Genomic DNA, 14,896 nt, shown 5'->3' with positions numbered 1-14,896 from the left:
TAACTCTTATAATCCTCCATAAAGTTTCTCGACTTTTAACCAAATTTTAAAGGAGGGTTTTATGAATCCTGAACAGGCATTACGCAGTGGCAAGATGCTAAGCTACGATTATACAGTGGCGAAATTGTTTTTGTATTCTACTCTTGCATTTGGTATCATCGGTATGCTTATAGGCACGCTTATAGCATTTCAGCTAGCATATCCAGATCTTAACTACTTGCTTGGAGAGTATGGTACATTTGGCAGACTTAGACCATTACACACAAATGGTGTCATTTATGGTTTTATGCTATCTGGAATTTGGGCTACATGGTATTATGTAGGACAGAGAGTTTTAAAAGCATCGATGAGCGAATCAAAATTTTTGATGTGCGTGGGTAAATTGCACTTTGTGATTTATATCCTAATCATCTTACTCGCTGTGGTTTCACTTTTGGCTGGTGTAACAACATCAAAAGAGTATTCTGAGTTAGAGTGGCCTATCGATATTTTGGTTGTTGTCGTGTGGGTTTTGTGGGGAATTAGCATTTTTGGTCTAATCGGTATCAGACGCGAAAAAACGCTTTATATCTCTGTTTGGTATTATATCGCTACCTTCCTTGGCGTTGCTATGCTATATTTGTTTAACAACATGGAGATCCCAACTAGATTGCTTACTGGTATGGGTAGCTGGATACACTCTGTATCAATGTATGCTGGCACAAACGACGCTATGGTTCAATGGTGGTTCGGTCACAATGCCGTTGCGTTCGTATTTACCGTAGCGATTATCGCTGAAATTTATTATTTCTTGCCAAAAGAGAGCGGTCAGCCGATTTTCTCATATAAACTATCTTTGTTCTCATTTTGGGGATTGATGTTTATCTACCTATGGGCTGGCGGTCACCACCTTATCCATGGACCAGTTCCTGATTGGGTTCAGACAATGGGTTCGGTTTTCTCTGTCGTTTTGATTTTGCCATCTTGGGGAACAGGTATTAATATGCTCCTTACAATGAGAGGCGAGTGGAATCAACTAAGAGAGAGCCCGCTAATCAAATTTATGATTTTGGCTTCTACTTTCTATCTATTCTCTACTTTGGAAGGTCCAATCCTTTCTGTCAAATCGGTAAATGCCCTAGCGCACTTTACAGATTGGATCCCAGGACATGTCCATGACGGCACACTTGGCTGGGTTGGATTTATGACAATCGCTGCTATGTATCACATGGTGCCTAGAATGTTTAAAAAAGAGCTTTATTCAAAATCTTTGATGACAGCTCAGTTTTGGATCCAAACAACAGGCGTTGTGCTATTTTTCAGCTCAATGTGGATTGCTGGTATCACACAAGGTATGATGTGGAGAGCGACTGATGATTATGGCAACTTGCTATACTCATTTATAGATACAGTTAGCGCGCTAGTTCCTTATTATTGGATTAGAGCGATTGGTGGTTTATTATACTTCATAGGTTTGTGTATGTTTGTATATAATATCTTGATGTCTATTCGCGCAGGCAGAAGCTTAGACCAAGAGCCTAGAAGCGCTTCACCTATGGCTGCGTAAGGAGAGAAAGATGTTTAGTTGGTTAGAAAAAAATCCGTTCTTTTTTGCGGTTGGTGTTTTTGTAGTCATCGCTTATGCTGGTATCGTTACGATTTTGCCAGATTTTGCTAATAGTGCTCGTCCGATTGAGGGCAAACAACCATATACTGTTTTGCAACTCGCTGGTCGCCATGTCTATATCCAAGAGAGCTGTAATGCCTGCCACTCACAACTTATCCGTCCGTTTAAATCCGAAACTGACAGATATGGTGATTATTCAAAAAGTGGCGAATTTGCTTATGATAGACCATTTTTATGGGGTTCGAAAAGAACTGGTCCAGATCTTGCTAGGGTCGGACGCAACAGAACCACAGGCTGGCATGAAACTCACATGAAAGATCCAAAAGTCTTAGTCGGCAAATCAATCATGCCTGCATACAAATCTATGTTTAAGAAAAACGCAGATATGCAAACAGCCTATGCTGAGGCTTTGACGATTAAAAAAGCCTTCAATGTCCCTTATGATACAGCTGGCGCACCAAAGCTTGAAGCTGATCCTAGTAAGGACGCTATGTCAAATTTCGAAAGCTATAAAGCTGAAATGATGGCAGAGGCTGAGGCAATCGTAAATGATATGCGCGACGAAGATGTCAAAGCGGCATTTAAAAACGGCGAAATACGCGAAATCGTTGCGTTAATAGCATATTTAAATAGCTTAAAATAGGGGGTTTGTGATGAGCATTGATTTCATAAGGCAGCTACAAGCTTATGGCTTTATCGCCTTTGTAGTGCTAGCTTGCATTGGAGTTTATGGATACTGGTTTCATTTGAAACACTCTGAAAAAACAGGGCGCAGAAACTACGAAAAGTATGCAAATTTGGCACTTGATGATGAGCTTGGCAGTGAAATCATAGAGTCTCGCACACCTACGAAAGAAGAAAAAGGAAAATGATATGAAATGGCTAAATTTAAGCGATAATGTTAATGTTGCGGCGCTGATAGCGTCGTTTATACTTGTCGCAGTTACGGCTTTTATCGTTAAAAAATATGCTGGTCAAAGTAAAAGCTTAAACGAAACTACCGAGACAACTGGCGAAGATTTTGACGGAATTGCCGAGCTAAAAAATGGCTTGCCAAAAGGCTGGGCTATATGTTTTGTTTTGATGTTTGTCTATGCGTTAGTGTATTTTTTCATCGCTTATCCGCTAAATTCTTACTCACAAATCGGCGAGTATAACGATGAGGTAAAGGCACACAACGCTAAATTTGAAAAAACCTATGCAAACGCTGATAGCACTACGCTAAAAGCTATGGGCGAGTCGGTGTATTTGGTGCAATGCTCACAATGTCATGGACTTGACGGAGATGGAATCGACGGCGAGTCTGCTGACCTTACTAAATGGGGCAAAGAAGCTGGCATAATTGACGCTATCAACAAAGGCTCAAAAGGCCTAAATTATCCACTTGGTGAAATGCCAGCAGGTATGGTTAGCCCTGATGACGCAAAAGCAGTAGCTGCATTTATGGCGAAAGAAATTTCTAGCCTAAAAGCTACAAAAAATGAAAATTTGGTTGAAAAAGGTAGAGAGCTATGGCCTACTTGCGCTGCTTGCCATGGTGATGACGGCAAAGGTATGGACGGCTCAGCGCCAGATCTTAGCAAATACGGCTCGGCTGAATTTAGCGTCGATGTGCTAAATCGTGGCAAAAAGGGCTTCATCGGCACAATGCCAGCCTTTGATGACGGGCGTTTAAACGATGTGCAAAAACGCGCCGTTGGCGAGTATATCAACTCTATCAAATAAAGGGGCGATTATGGAAAATGTAAAAAGATCGGTTTTTGCGCTAAATGGCGTAACTGGAATGCTAATCGCAACTGCGCTTTTGCTATCAATTCTTGCATGCCTTACCTGCCTTGGCATTAAGACACAGCAAGCCGTCATGGATAAGCCTTATGAGCTAAAAGACATTAGCTCTGTAAGCGAAAAAAGCTCAGTCGATACGCAAAAAAAAGTATTTGTGATAAAGGATAAGTGATGAGTGATGCATTGATTGAAAAATTGATTTTACTTGGTTGTATCGCTTTGGCTGTGGCAACTGCTGCCTCTGTTTTGACTAGAAATATCCTATTTATCGGTTAATGAGAGCAATTTTTGCGATTTTTTGCCTGTGCATTTTAGCGCAGGCAAAATTTGTTTTAAACACAGGCGAGATTATCACGCCTATGCTTGCAGAAAAAATCGAAATTCTAGGCGCTGAGACGCAGGATAAAACTGGCGTAGGCGTCTATGTCCTAGCTACGCAAAGCCTTGGTGGCGCAAGTTTAGAAAATTATGCCCTAAATTTCGCCTCAAATTTAGGCTCGCCTTATGCGCTTTTAGTGTTTGCTGAGGCCGAGCATAAGGTCGAAATTTACGGCTCGCCTGAGGCGTTGGCGCTTTTTGATAGAGAGCAAATTTTAAGCGTGGGAAGTAATGGACGCATAATCCCAATCATCGCTTCGCAAAAAAAAGATCTAAACCAAACCCAAAAAATCGGCGTTTATAACGCTGCGCTTTTAAACGGATATGCCGAGATTTGCGACCAAATCGCCGCTTCAAAGGGTGTCGGGTTGGAGAATTCTATCGGCAATACAAACAACAATTTCATAAATTTCTTGCGCTATATTTTTTACGCGACGCTGATTTTCGCGCTGGGCTCATATCTATACAAAAAAGGCAGAAAAAATGGCGCAAAATAAAAAAACTCTGTGGCCCTATGGTATCGCATTTAGCATAGTAGCAATCATCGCAGCGTGCGTAGCGACGATAATTTTCTCGCTAGATTATCCGGTGCATAGCGATAATTTTTACTTCGATAAATACCAAAAAGTCGATGAGAATTACAACGAAATTCAGCTAAAACAGCAAAATTTCGAAAAAAAATATGAGGTAAATTTTGAAATTTCAAATCCGCAAAATACAGAAAAATTTAGCCTAAATTTGCCGATAAAAGCGAAAAATAATGCCAAATTTGATAAAATCTCAGCCGAAATTTTACTTACTAGACCAGATAGCACGACTTTTGATAAAAGGCTTAATACGCAGTTTTTAGACGGTGCGTTACGAAGCGAAAATTTTAGTATCGAAAAGCTTGGCAGGTGGCAGGTAATGGCGAAAATTTCAGATTCCATAGACACAGGATTTTACAAATTTGAATTCAACGCAACCAAAACAGCTTCGGGTATTTACGACTTACAGATCCTTGAAGGAGGCCGTAAATAGGGCAGAGGGCGGAATAGTTTTCGCCGAAAGTTTAAGCGAATTTTACAAAAAGGCGGTTTTTGTAAATGGCTTTGATGAGTGCGGGCAGATCGAGCGCACACTTTTTATGCAAGAGGCCGTCAAAAATACCAAAAATGCAAACGAAAAACTCCGCTTCCCAAGCGAATTTTTCGAATTTATGCAACACAAAGATTATCTGTTTAAATTTTTCAAAGAGCTTGCTAGCGAAAAGGTAAGCCTGCAAACTCTCGATTTTAGCGATACTTACGCGCAATACAGCGAACATTTCGAAATCTTAAAAGAGCTTTTGCAAAATTACCAAAATTTTTTGCAAAACGCTAAAAGCTACGATGAAATCACGCTTCCGCAAATTTATGAATTAAACGAAAATTATCTCAAAAGATTTGATAGCATTGAGATTGATATCGACGGAAATCCGAGTAAATTTGAGTTTGAAATTTTAAAGCGAGCTTCGCAGGTTACGCAAATTTATCTAAATTTTAAGGCAAGTAAATTTAATCAAAAAACGCTCCGTAGTATTGGCGAGCTTTGCGGGCTTAGCTTTGAGAGTGGATTTAGCTACAAGCTAAATTTAAGCGAGAATAAAATTTTAGAGCCTTACACCGCGCCAATCCCGCAAAATAGCGAAATCGTGCTAAAAGGATTTGAGCTTAGGGCTTTGCAGGCTTGCTATATTTTTGAGAAAATTTCAAAATTTATTAGTCTTGGAATTAATCCGGAAAAAATCGCAGTAATCTTGCCCGATGAGAAATTTGCTAAAACCCTTAAAGCTTTGGACGAAAAAATTAACAAAAACGCTCCAATGCTGAATTTCGCTATGGGCGAAAGTGTCAGAGATAGCCTATTTGGCGTGAGTTTGGCTAAAATTTCAGAGTGTATTAAAGAAAACATAAGACCAAATTTCAACCCACAATATCTAAATTTAGGCAAAGATACGCCGCGGGATTTGCCAAATGAGTATGATTTGTTTTTTAAAGAGGCCAGGATTAGTGAAGAAATTTTTGATAAATTTAGAGAAAATTTCAACAAAAGCGTAGAATTTGAGGTTTTTGATGCTTGTATAAATGAGCTTTTGCGCGCAGTCAAAACCAAAAACGATGCCCTAGCAAACAAGCTAAAATCGCCAAAATTTTTAATCAAAATTCTAAACGAAAAATTTGGCGAAAACCTTACGCTATCAAATTTGATTGATCTTTTCCTTGGCGAGCTAAAAAATGTCAAACTCGATGATATTAACGGCGGAAAGGTTACCGTAATGGGGCTTTTGGAGAGTCGTGGCGCAAACTTTGAGGCTGTGATAATCCCTGATTTCAATGATGATTTTGTGCCAAAGCGAAGCGAGGGCGAGATGTTTTTAAACAGCACTCTTCGGGCCAAGGCTGGGCTAATTAGCCACAAAGACAGGGAGGATTTGCAGAGGTTTTATTACTCTTGTTTGATTTTTGGCGCGAAAAAAGTAGCGATTTGCTACCACGACATGGCGGAAAAATCGCCATCTAGGTTTTTGAAAAATTTTAACACACAAGAAGATATGGACGAGTTTAGCATGCAAGATTATTTGCGCATTTTTAATGGCAAAATCTATGAAAAGCCAGAATTTAGCGATTTTACGCCAAATATGAAGCATGATTTTTTTGCCGAGCCTGTTTCGCACGCTAGATTTGATACATTTAGCACATGCAAAAGAAAGTATTATTACTCATATATTTTAAATATCAAAGAGGGGCTGAAATTTGGCGAGGATAACGCTATGATGGGAAATATCTTGCATGAGGCATTTGAGGAGTATTACGCTAAATACCCTAAATTTGACTATGCAAAATTTGAGGAAATTTACCTTAAAAAGGCTATGAAAAAAAATGCCGATTTTTACAGCATTTATTATGATTTATGCAGGGTTAAATTTTTGGCTAAAACCATAGCCGAACATGAGCAAAAGTGGAATTTTGCGCAAAGTGAGGCGAATTTTGACGGCATTAAATTTAACGAATTTGCCACAATTAGCGGAAAAATCGATCGCATAGACACAAACGAAAGTGGCGATAGATTTATCATTGATTACAAAAGAGGTGATTACAATGCCAAATCAATGCAGCTAAAATTCTACAAAGCCCTTTTGGGTGATGATGAAATGGAGGCTGCGTATCTCTCACTAAGGGATAAAAAATTCGCTTTCGATGAAAACGAAAAAGATGATGCCGGAAAAAGTGCATTTGAAATTTTATCTGAAAAATTTGAAGAAATCAGAGCGCTTTGCGAAAGCGAAATCAGCTTTGAGCGCGCGAGCAAAAGCGGTGTGTGCAAATATTGCGCGCATAAAATAATCTGTAAAGGCGAAATCAATGATTAAGATGAAAACAAATGAAGGCAAGGACGCAAGATATCTAGCGCTTGAAGCTAGCGCAGGTAGCGGAAAGACATTTTCTTTGGCGGTTAGATTCGTAGGGCTCGTGCTTTTGGGCGAGAATATAAATGAAATTTTGGCCTTGACCTTTACTAAAAAAGCGGCCGCTGAGATGAAGGTGCGTATAATCGATACATTTTCGCTGCTTCACACGCCACAAAAAGAGGCTGAGCTTGACGCGCTTTGCGTGCTTTTGAGCAAGGAAAAAGAGGAAATTTTGCGCCTTAGAGATGAGCATTTGGCGAAATTTATGGATTGTGCTTTAAATATTTCGACCTTTGATGCGTTTTTTGGCAAAATACTGCGCGCGTTTGCCCTAAATGCGGGGATTAATCCAAATTTTCAAAACGACGATAATATACTAAAAGCCCAAAATGACGCCTTTATCAAAGAAGCTTTCAAAAACGATGAATTATCGGGCAAAATGTATGAATACATAAACGATGCAAATTTAAACAAACAAGCGTTTTTTGAGGGCATTAGCGAGCTGTGGAAAAATGGAATAAGCGCAGATATTAGCCAAAGCAAAGCCCCGAATTTAGATGAAATCAATGAAATTTTAGCCCGTATGCACGGAATTTTAGTGCGCAATAAAGCGAGCGATAAACAACTAAATTCTATGGTGCAAACTAACAATATTGGCGAATTAAGTGGCAGGTCGTGGTTTGATAGACCAAGTTTAGATTACAGAACTTTTGCTAAGGCTTTTTCGCCTGATTTAGATGATGAATTTGCAAATTTAAAGCGTGCAATGCTTGAATATGCGATAAAATTTGAAAATTATCAAATTTCATCTTTGGCAAAATTTCTAAATTTCTACTCACAAAACAAAAAAGAACTTAGCAAAAAAAGCGCTAAGATGACATTTTCTGATGTTAGCGTGGGCGTGCATGAGCTGTTTTGCAAAACTGGCGAGATTGGAGAGCACAATGATTTGCTCTATTTCAGGCTCGATTCGAAAATCAAGCACCTTTTAATCGATGAGTTTCAAGACACCAGCGTTTTGCAGTATGAAATCATGCTTCCTTTGATCGATGAAATCGTCGCGGGGCTCGGTCAAAGTGGGCTAGGAAGCCTTTTTTATGTGGGCGATAAAAAGCAAAGTATCTATAAATTTCGCGGGGCAAAAAAGGAGCTTTTCGATTCGCTCAAAGATAGGCATAATCAAATAGTTTTGGAAACTATGCCAAAAAATTATCGCAGTTTAAAGCTTTTGGTTCGATTTGTAAATGCGATTTTTGGGGATTTGGTGGCAAATGAAGAAACGGGCGAAAAATACGATTACAAACCGCAAGAAGCAAATAAATTTAATGAGAGCAAATTTAGCGCAGAGGTTTTGGATAAAATTTTAAAATTCCCAAAAGAAAATAAAAATTTATCGTTTTTCACGCCAGATGACGACGATTTTGGCTATATTTGCGCTAAGACATACGAAGATGTTTGCGAGGGCGCTGTAAGCGAGGCTATACGCTTGATTAAAGAGCATGGCGTAAGCCCTAGTGACATAGCGATTTTGTGCTGGATGAATAAAGATGTAGCAAAGATACAAGAGCTTTTGTCGCTAAAAAATATTCCATCATCGACCGGCGCTACGAAAAAACTAATCGCTACGCCCCAAGTTAAGGCGATTAGCGAGTATGCGAAGTATCTAATTAGCAAAGATGAAATTCATGCTTTTAATATAAAATCGCTTTTAAATTTAAGCGACAAGCCAGAATTTAGCCCAGTTTCGCTAAGTGATGAGCCTGTGAGCGTAGCTAAGACAATCGCTGAAAATTTGGGGCTAAATTTTGGTGATGAAAATTTGCTCATATTTTTTGAAATTTTGCAAAAGTATGATAGCTTCGCGCAGTATCTTTTCGCAGATGATAACAGCGACGCCTATGCCAAGGAGCTTAGCGGGGTCAAGATTATGACCGTGCATAAGTCAAAGGGGCTAGAATTTGCGCATGTGATTTTGTGCGATTTGCTTAGCAAAGGAGGCGGCGATAGGGATAAATTTATGCTAGGTTACGACGGGCAGTGGCGCATAAAATACCGCATGACAAATAGAGAAATTTACGATGCAGAGTATGCAAAATTTAAAAAAGATAGCGAAAATTTGGAACGAGCCGAGGTTTTCAACAAGCTATATGTGGGCTTTACAAGAGCCGAAAAATCGCTGATAATCGTAAAAAAAGGCGGTGTTTTAAACGGAAACAACCCTAGCTATTTTACGCCTTATACTTCAAATAAAGTGGATAAGAAATTTTTAGTTATCGAGGATTTTGAGTATGGCTACATCATACCAAGTAGCGTTACGCCAGCGCTAGTGCAAAAACCAAAAAAGATAAATCTACAACCAGTCGCGAAACAAAATATCACAGAGTATGAAAGAGCCAGCGATAGGGCTGTTGTGGCGGAATTTAGCAAGGTTTATAAGGGCGAGGCGTTGCACTACACGCTTGAAATGCTTGATGATTTTGAGATTTCTAGCTTGGAGAGTGCGCTAAATTTGGCAAAAAATCGCTATGCGAAATATTTGGATTCGAGCGATTTTGATGAGATTAGGCAAAAGGTTGCAAGCTTGTGCGCTAATGAGGAGTTTTTATCATACATATCAGGGTGCGAAATTTACAAAGAAATTTCGATAAAACGGGAAAATGGCGGAGTTTCTAGGGTGGATTTGATGTGCGTTAGAGATGATGAGGTTTTGCTTTTTGACTACAAAAGCTCTCCATATTTTTTAGAAAAAAACAAAAAACAGATTAAATCATACAAAAAAGATTTAATTCTATCAAGCAAAAATCCAAATTTGAGTGTTCGCACATTTATCGTGGTTTTAGAAAATTCTGTAAAAATCGAAGAGGTAAAAGAATAAATTTAACTCCCAAAATGGGAGTTAAATTTTAGTATAGCACTACATGGACATTTCGTGGTCCATGCACGCCAAGAACTGTGATAAGCTCGATATCTGCGGTGCGAGATGGTCCCATGATAAAGTTGATATTTGTAGGCAACTCATCTTTTGTAACCTCTGCTAAGGCTTTATCTAAGCTTTCTACAAGGGCATTTTTTCTAAGCAAAATAATGCAGTTTGTCGGAAGCAAGCTAAGAAGTCTTGGTTGTGCTTTTGAGCTAACTACGCAGCATACGCCAAAGTTTGAAACGCCAAGTTTCGCCTCTATAATCGAAGTATCCGCATCAAAAAGCGCTTCTCTTATCTCATTTACCGGTTTGTCAAACGGCAATTTTTCTGCTTGCAATTTGTCTGTTTTGATTGGCAAATCTGAACCAAACATAACTGTTTTTGCGCCGACTGTTTTGACGATCTCTTCTACTAGCGCTTGAAGTCCTTTTTCGTCTGTTTCATGAACAACGGCTTTATTGTTTGTCAAATTTGTCTTAAAGTTTTCATATTTATCGCCTTCGTTTTCGACAAATTTAGTTATATCTAGTGGTTTGATTTCTGTTCTTTTAGCTACTCTGTTTGACCTAATTTTAGCTAAAATTGTCTCTTTGCTACTCATAGATTACTCCTTCGATTTTTTGGATATCTGCGTGTAGATTTCCTTTTAAGACAGGTGCTGAGCGATGTCTTGTCCATAGTTTAACGACAGGGATTGAATCTGCCTTTTTAACTACGAAATTTGAGAATTTAGAAGCTATGGAAATTCCAGTTCTCCACATAAATCCATTTGTAGCAACTGTTCTAAATCCAGCAAATCCCATTGCTTCGATTTTGCTGTGTTCTAGCAAATCAGAGCCTTTTGCTTTTTTCTTACCTTCACCGACTTTATTGCTTCTTAGCTTTCTGATTGTCTCTGCTAACGGAATTTTAACAGGGCAAACTTCGCTACATCTACCACAAAGTGAGCAGAAATTAAGAATATCTGCATTTTTTTCCATACCAAAAATTTGTGGGCTGATTACTTCGCCGATTGGTCCTGGATATACAGCGTGGTATGTGTGACCGCCGATTTTATCATAAACAGGGCAGTAGTTCATACAAGCACCGCATCTAACGCATCTTAGAGCTTCGAAGTATTCTTCATTTGTTAGCATATCGGTTCTACCGTTATCTAGTAAGACAACATGGACTTCTTTTGGGCCGTCTAACTCGCCCTCTTTTCTAGGGCCTGTGATGATGTTGTTATAGCAAGTAATAGGCGCACCTACGGCTGATGGAGTAACAGGCGAGTGAGCGCTTACTACATCTTCAAATGTCTCTAAAACTTTTTCTATACCACAGATTACGATATGCACATCAGGGGCTGTGGTACACATTCTACCGTTACCTTCGTTTTCTAGCAACCAAATGGCTCCTGCCTTGCTAATACCAAAATTTGCGCCTGAAATTCCGATTTTCATCGTTCTAAATTCGTTTCTTAGGTGGTTTCTAGCGATTGCATTTAGTTTTTCAGGTTCGCTCTCTAATGGCGCACCTAAGCGCTCTTGGAAAATTTTACCGACTTCATTGCGGTTTTTGTGAATCGCAGGGACGACGATATGAACAGGCGGATCTTGGATTAATTGGATAATCAACTCACCAAGGTCGGTTTCTTGGGCTTTGATGCCTCTTTCTTCTAAATAGTGGTTTAGGTGAATTTCTTCACTAGCCATTGTTTTTTGTTTTAGAACTTTATCTCCGTTGTGAGATTTTATAATTCGATAAATTATCTCGTTTGCTTCCTCGCCATTTACTGCCCAATGCACTTTCATGCCGTTTTTTGTAGCATTTGCTTCAAATTCGAGTAGTCTTTCATCAAGTGTCGCAAGAGAGTTATTTTTAACGGTTCTTGCTCTGCTTCTTAACTCATCAAAATTTTTAAATTTTGTAGTGCTAAGTCTGTTTCTGTTACCTTGAAGAGTGTGCATTGCAGAGTCAAGGTTTGCTCTTAGTTGTTTGTCAGCAAGCTTTTGATTTACTAAATTTTCATGATTCATCATAGCGCTGCTCCTTCAATTCTTTTGATTATGAAATCATATAGATGAATACCTTTTACTCTTGAACCATTTTTTTTCATAGTTCCTGCGATATTCATCAAACAGCCGCCATCGCCTGAAACGATATAATCAGCTCCGCTTTCTTCTATGAATTTAATTTTTTGTTGAACCATAGCGTTAGAAATTTCAGGCTCTTTTACAGCGAAAGTTCCACCAAATCCGCAACACTCCTCTTCTCTTTGAAGCTCGATTAATTCTACATTTTTGAATTGAGCTAGTAAATTTTTAGCGTTTTGGATTGATTTTTGGACGCGCAAAGCGTGGCAGTTCGAGTGCCAAGTGATTTTTACTTTTTCGCCTTTGTCTTCGTATTTGACATGCAAAACCTTGTCCAAATACTCGCACAAATCATAAACCCTAGAACTAAATTCTTTGACTTTTCCTTCGTATTCTGTGCCTTTGAAAAGCTCGACATAATCGTGCTTCATCATACCAGCACACGAACCAGATGGAACGATAACAGGATAATTTTCGCTAAAAAGATTGATATTGTGTAGGGCTATTTTTTTAGTGTCTTCGAAATAACCTGTATTGTAGCTTGGCTGGCCACAGCAAGTTTGATCTTTTTTGAAAATAACCTCTACACCCTCTCTTCTTAAAAGCTTAACTGCATTTAAAGCGGTATCGGTAAAAACCGCGTTGCCAAGACAGGTTGCAAAAAAATAAACCTTATTCACCTTTATTCTCCTTTCTCGAATAAATTTAAATTTAGACTAGTTATTTTATCACGCTTTTGGAATATTTTGTATTAAATTTGGATTAAAATAACATTAAATTATAATTAAAATGAAATGTAATTTTTTTATTACAATATTTTTTAAGTTCAAAAAAAGAAAAATTTGAAAATTTTAAAATTTAAGCATAAAAAAATAGTGAAATTCTATCCGCAAAGATAGAATTTCACTCATAAAATTTATAGCAATATCACACCGATTATAACGGCTATTATTGCATAAAATACTGCTGGGGCTATATTGTAAGTAAGACATCTAGCCTCACCCTTACCTAGCAAGCCAACAGTCGCACACACAGCAACGATATTGTTGATACAAACCATGTTACCGATAGCACCACCAACATTTTGGAGTGCAACAATAACTTCGGTTTTTAAGCCAACAAGCGTAGCTGTTTCGTATTGAAGACCTGAGAAGAGCATATTTGATACTGTGTTTGAACCAGAGAAAAATGCTCCAAGAATACCAACTAGTGGCGCAACAGCAACATAAGCTTGACCTGAAATATCAGCAAAGAATTTCGCCATAAGTTTAATCATAGAGTAGTTAGTTCCATCAACTGTTGTGCCGACATTTAACATGATTTGAACCAAAGCCAAACCAGCTGCTAGTGGAATTGCCGCTGCTGCAACTTGTTTGAAAGTTTTGCTCCAAGCCTCTTTTACATCATTGCCACTCATTCTGTGCAAGAATATAGTAAGGATAGCAACCAAAATAAATGGAATAATACCTGGTAAATAGCCGTAGTTGAAGCTATATGCAGTGCCAGGGACACCAAACATCAAGTTATCAGGAGCAGTAAATAGATTTATTTTCCAGCTTTGTAGAATTGGTTTTAATCCGATTGCAGGAATACGAGTAACAACTAGTATAAATGAAATAAGGATGTATGGTAACCAAGCCATAAACAATGGCATCTCTTTTTTGCTACTCTCTTCTTGTTTAGGTGCATTTTCAGAAGCCTGAGTTGAACCTATCCAAAATTCTTGCCATTGTGCGCGAGGAACGAAATCCCAGTTCTCTTTTGGAGTCATAAATCCAGCTTTTGCAGATGCGATAAGGATACCAAGAGATATAAGACCAGCAAGAAGTGATGGTAACTCAATACCCAAGAATTTTGCGCCTATCAAATAAGGAACGATGAAGCTAACTGAGGCAAGCATAGCAAATGGCAATGCAGGAAGAGCGTCTTTGAAGCTTCTGTTTTTACCGAATAGTTTTACCATTATCATAACAACGATAAAAGGAATAAAAATAGCGCCTACTGAGTGGATGATAGCAGTATTTGTGCTAACGGTAGTTATATACGGTTCTATATTTCCACCGCTTCCTTCTACAAGACTTTGAACGGTAGTTTTAACACCAAATGTTGGAGTTCCAACCGCACCGTAGCTAACAGGTGAGCTGTTTAGCACAAGACATGCAAGAGCTGCACTAAGAGCTGGGAAACCAAGACCAACAAGAAGTGGAGCAGCCAAAGCAGCAGGTGTTCCAAAACCAGCCGCACCCTCAATAAATGCACCAAACGCCCAACCAATAATCAATACTTGAACACGGCGGTCAGTTGAAATTTTGGTAAAGCCGTTGTTGATTGAGTTCATAGCGCCTGAGTATTTCATAGTGTTTAATATCAAAATAGCACCAAAAATGATGACTAAGATATCAAACGCCTTCATAAAGCCCAAAAGCACATACGCCAAAACGCTGGTGCCATCGGCATTTACACTAAACGCAGACAGAGCTATACCAATCGCTAAAAACATGGCAACACTAAGCGAGAGCTTAGAACTAAGTTTAAACCCTATCATCATAACCAAAATGACGACAATAGGTAAAAAGGCCAGCAAGGTATGCATCGTTAGATCTCCTTTGCAAGATAAATTTAGATTATCTTTTGATAATTCTTAAATTGAAAGTCTATACAAAAATAAATAAATAATAAATAAAAAAGAATACTTTAAT

The 14,896-nt window shown here is 38.7% G+C and carries 13 protein-coding genes; 9 read left to right on the top strand and 4 right to left on the bottom strand.

From position 1 onward, the window contains the following. Window positions 1-94 precede the first annotated feature (94 nt). The 9 genes from ccoN (at window position 95) to OFN98_RS04885 (ending at window position 10,074) form a co-directional block, all read left to right on the top strand. Window positions 95-1,546, top strand: a complete 1,452-nt coding sequence (ccoN, locus tag OFN98_RS04925; RefSeq protein ID WP_442868045.1) for a cytochrome-c oxidase, cbb3-type subunit I — start codon at window positions 95-97, stop codon at window positions 1,544-1,546. A gap of 10 nt (window positions 1,547-1,556) precedes the next feature. After that, window positions 1,557-2,249: a cytochrome-c oxidase, cbb3-type subunit II gene (gene ccoO / locus OFN98_RS04920; protein WP_270858402.1), complete on the top strand. Its 693-nt coding sequence runs from the start codon at window positions 1,557-1,559 to the stop codon at window positions 2,247-2,249. Window positions 2,250-2,259: 10 nt separating this feature from the next. Beyond that, window positions 2,260-2,478, top strand: coding sequence for a cytochrome c oxidase, cbb3-type, CcoQ subunit (locus OFN98_RS04915; protein WP_270868539.1), 219 nt, complete (start codon window positions 2,260-2,262; stop codon window positions 2,476-2,478). A 1-nt stretch (window position 2,479) separates the two neighbouring features. Next, window positions 2,480-3,331 (top strand): c-type cytochrome, encoded by an 852-nt coding sequence (locus OFN98_RS04910; RefSeq protein WP_270874255.1) that lies wholly within the window; start codon window positions 2,480-2,482, stop codon window positions 3,329-3,331. Window positions 3,332-3,341: 10 nt separating this feature from the next. Next, on the top strand, window positions 3,342-3,563 hold the full coding sequence (locus tag OFN98_RS04905; RefSeq protein ID WP_270862192.1) for a DUF4006 family protein: 222 nt from the start codon (window positions 3,342-3,344) through the stop codon (window positions 3,561-3,563). 103 nt (window positions 3,564-3,666) lie between these two features. Next, entirely contained in the window at window positions 3,667-4,266 is a 600-nt protein-coding gene (locus tag OFN98_RS04900; RefSeq protein WP_270874254.1) for a TPM domain-containing protein, read from the top strand. Then, window positions 4,253-4,789 carry a 4-hydroxy-3-methylbut-2-en-1-yl diphosphate synthase gene (locus OFN98_RS04895; RefSeq protein ID WP_270874253.1) on the top strand — a complete coding sequence of 179 codons (537 nt, stop codon included), beginning with the start codon at window positions 4,253-4,255 and terminating at the stop codon, window positions 4,787-4,789. The genes OFN98_RS04900 and OFN98_RS04895 overlap by 14 nt, the downstream gene beginning before the upstream one ends. Continuing rightward, window positions 4,770-7,160, top strand: a complete 2,391-nt coding sequence (locus tag OFN98_RS04890) for a PD-(D/E)XK nuclease family protein (protein ID WP_270874252.1) — start codon at window positions 4,770-4,772, stop codon at window positions 7,158-7,160. The genes OFN98_RS04895 and OFN98_RS04890 overlap by 20 nt, the downstream gene beginning before the upstream one ends. Then, complete coding sequence (locus OFN98_RS04885) at window positions 7,153-10,074, top strand: RecB-like helicase (protein ID WP_270874251.1); 2,922 nt, start codon at window positions 7,153-7,155, stop codon at window positions 10,072-10,074. The genes OFN98_RS04890 and OFN98_RS04885 overlap by 8 nt, the downstream gene beginning before the upstream one ends. Window positions 10,075-10,102: 28 nt before the next feature. Here OFN98_RS04885 and OFN98_RS04880 read toward each other — a convergent pair whose 3' ends face one another. From OFN98_RS04880 to OFN98_RS04865, 4 genes are all read right to left on the bottom strand, one after another. Then, the gene (locus tag OFN98_RS04880; RefSeq protein WP_270874250.1) at window positions 10,103-10,723 is read right to left on the bottom strand and encodes a LutC/YkgG family protein; all 621 of its coding nucleotides are present in this window, start codon (window positions 10,721-10,723) and stop codon (window positions 10,103-10,105) included. Further along, window positions 10,716-12,143, bottom strand: coding sequence for a LutB/LldF family L-lactate oxidation iron-sulfur protein (locus OFN98_RS04875; RefSeq protein ID WP_270864835.1), 1,428 nt, complete (start codon window positions 12,141-12,143; stop codon window positions 10,716-10,718). Before OFN98_RS04875 ends, OFN98_RS04880 begins: the two co-directional genes overlap by 8 nt. Continuing rightward, window positions 12,140-12,877, bottom strand: coding sequence for a (Fe-S)-binding protein (locus tag OFN98_RS04870; protein ID WP_270874249.1), 738 nt, complete (start codon window positions 12,875-12,877; stop codon window positions 12,140-12,142). Before OFN98_RS04870 ends, OFN98_RS04875 begins: the two co-directional genes overlap by 4 nt. 236 nt (window positions 12,878-13,113) lie before the next feature. After that, the gene (locus tag OFN98_RS04865; RefSeq protein ID WP_270869400.1) at window positions 13,114-14,742 is read right to left on the bottom strand and encodes an L-lactate permease; all 1,629 of its coding nucleotides are present in this window, start codon (window positions 14,740-14,742) and stop codon (window positions 13,114-13,116) included. Between the last annotated feature and the right edge of the window lie 154 nt (window positions 14,743-14,896).

It is taken from the genome of Campylobacter sp. JMF_15 NE4 (genome assembly GCF_027737645.1).
Taxonomy (GTDB): Bacteria; Campylobacterota; Campylobacteria; order Campylobacterales; family Campylobacteraceae; genus Campylobacter_B.
Note: the sequence above shows the minus strand (reverse complement) of the source record. Positions and strands in the feature narration are given on the sequence as shown.

Bases quoted from the DNA above. Each gene is read 5' to 3' on its own strand.
- OFN98_RS04915 (WP_270868539.1), top strand. From the start codon at position 2,260: ATGAGCATTGATTTCATAAGGCAGCTACAAGCTTATGGCTTTATCGCC.
- OFN98_RS04865 (WP_270869400.1), bottom strand. From the start codon at position 14,742: ATGATAGGGTTTAAACTTAGTTCTAAGCTCTCGCTTAGTGTTGCCATG.
- OFN98_RS04895 (WP_270874253.1), top strand. From the start codon at position 4,253: ATGGCGCAAAATAAAAAAACTCTGTGGCCCTATGGTATCGCATTTAGC.
- OFN98_RS04885 (WP_270874251.1), top strand. From the start codon at position 7,153: ATGATTAAGATGAAAACAAATGAAGGCAAGGACGCAAGATATCTAGCG.
- OFN98_RS04900 (WP_270874254.1), top strand. From the start codon at position 3,667: ATGAGAGCAATTTTTGCGATTTTTTGCCTGTGCATTTTAGCGCAGGCA.
- OFN98_RS04880 (WP_270874250.1), bottom strand. From the start codon at position 10,723: ATGAGTAGCAAAGAGACAATTTTAGCTAAAATTAGGTCAAACAGAGTA.
- ccoN (WP_442868045.1), top strand. From the start codon at position 95: ATGCTAAGCTACGATTATACAGTGGCGAAATTGTTTTTGTATTCTACT.
- OFN98_RS04905 (WP_270862192.1), top strand. From the start codon at position 3,342: ATGGAAAATGTAAAAAGATCGGTTTTTGCGCTAAATGGCGTAACTGGA.
- OFN98_RS04910 (WP_270874255.1), top strand. From the start codon at position 2,480: ATGAAATGGCTAAATTTAAGCGATAATGTTAATGTTGCGGCGCTGATA.
- ccoO (WP_270858402.1), top strand. From the start codon at position 1,557: ATGTTTAGTTGGTTAGAAAAAAATCCGTTCTTTTTTGCGGTTGGTGTT.
- OFN98_RS04875 (WP_270864835.1), bottom strand. From the start codon at position 12,143: ATGATGAATCATGAAAATTTAGTAAATCAAAAGCTTGCTGACAAACAA.